This is a genomic window from Actinoplanes sp. NPDC049599 (assembly GCF_044465625.1).
Taxonomy (GTDB): Bacteria; Actinomycetota; Actinomycetes; order Mycobacteriales; family Micromonosporaceae; genus Actinoplanes.
The window spans coordinates 1-1,138 of the sequence record NZ_JBITLX010000093.1; the positions used below are offsets into that span (position 1 = coordinate 1).

Genomic DNA, 1,138 nt, shown 5'->3' on the forward strand with positions numbered 1-1,138 from the left:
ACCGCGGTGCGCACGGTGTGGGCGCGGTCGTAGGCGGAAATGCCGGTGGTGACGCCTTCGGCCGCCTCGATGCTGACGGTGAAATTGGTGTGGTGCGGCGAGGTGTTGTCGCGCACCATCGGACCAAGGCCGAGCTGCAGGCAGCGCTCGCGCATCAGCGACAGGCACACCAGGCCGCGGGCGTGGGTGACCATGAAGTTGATGTCGGCCGGGCGCACCAGTTCGGCGGCCATGATCAGGTCGCCTTCGTTCTCGCGGTCTTCGTCGTCGACGATCACGACCATGCGGCCGGCGCGGATTTCTTCGAGCAGTTCGGGAACCGTAGCGAAACTCATGCCGAAGCCTCCACGGCGGCGGGCCGCTCGCCGAGCAGGCGCTCGACGTAACGTGCGACCAGATCGATCTCCAGATTCACCGGCGCGCCGACCGCGGTATCGGAAAACGCGGTGTTGGCGACGGTGTGCGGGATCAGCGCGACTTCGAAACCTTCGCTGTCGACTTCGTTGACGGTCAAGCTGACGCCGTCGACGCAGATCGAGCCCTTCTTGGCGATATAGCGCAGCAGCGGCGCCGGCGCGCGGAAGCGCCAGCGCTGCGCGCGCGCGTCCTCGCGCACCGATTCGACCGCGCCGACGCCGTCGACGTGGCCGCTGACCAGATGCCCGCCGAGCCGGTCGCTGGGCCGCATCGCGCGTTCCAGGTTGACCTTGGCCCCGGCCTGCAGCGCGCCGAGCGTGGTCAGCGCCAGGGTTTCGGTGGACGCGTCGGCGTCGTACCAGTCCGCGCCGAACTCGATCACGGTCAGGCACACGCCGTTGACGGCGATGCTTTCGCCGAGCTTGGGCTGGGAGAAATCCAGGCTGCCGGTGGCGATGCGCAGGCGCACGTCGCCGCCGATGGGCTGGGTGGAATGCAGGCGGCCGACGCCTTCGATGATGCCGGTGAACATCAGCGCGCCTCCTGGCGGAGGGCCGATGCGCGGCCGCTATGCAGCGTGTAGCGATGGAGAGTGGTCATGAAACGTTTCCCGCAAGTGGTGAGCGAAAAACGCCTCAAGGCTTCGAGGACGACGCACGACGCGCGGCGCAAGGCCGCGGGAGGAGGACTCGCCCGTCCTCGCGGACGGGCTCGCGCGCTG

Annotated in this window: 2 protein-coding genes; both read right to left on the reverse strand. The window is 68.5% G+C overall.

The window, feature by feature from the left end; all coding sequences use genetic code 11:
• The coding region (locus ACIBQZ_RS43375; protein WP_396094802.1) for a 3,4-dihydroxy-2-butanone-4-phosphate synthase at positions 1–335 on the reverse strand (335 nt) is incomplete at its 3' end.
• The gene (locus ACIBQZ_RS43380; RefSeq protein ID WP_096376916.1) at positions 332–949 is read right to left on the reverse strand and encodes a riboflavin synthase; all 618 of its coding nucleotides are present in this window, start codon (positions 947–949) and stop codon (positions 332–334) included. The genes ACIBQZ_RS43375 and ACIBQZ_RS43380, both read right to left, overlap by 4 nt.
• Between the last annotated feature and the right edge of the window lie 189 nt (positions 950–1,138).

Coding starts and splice junctions, on each gene's coding strand:
- ACIBQZ_RS43380 (WP_096376916.1), bottom strand. CDS start 949: ATGTTCACCGGCATCATCGAAGGCGTCGGCCGCCTGCATTCCACCCAG.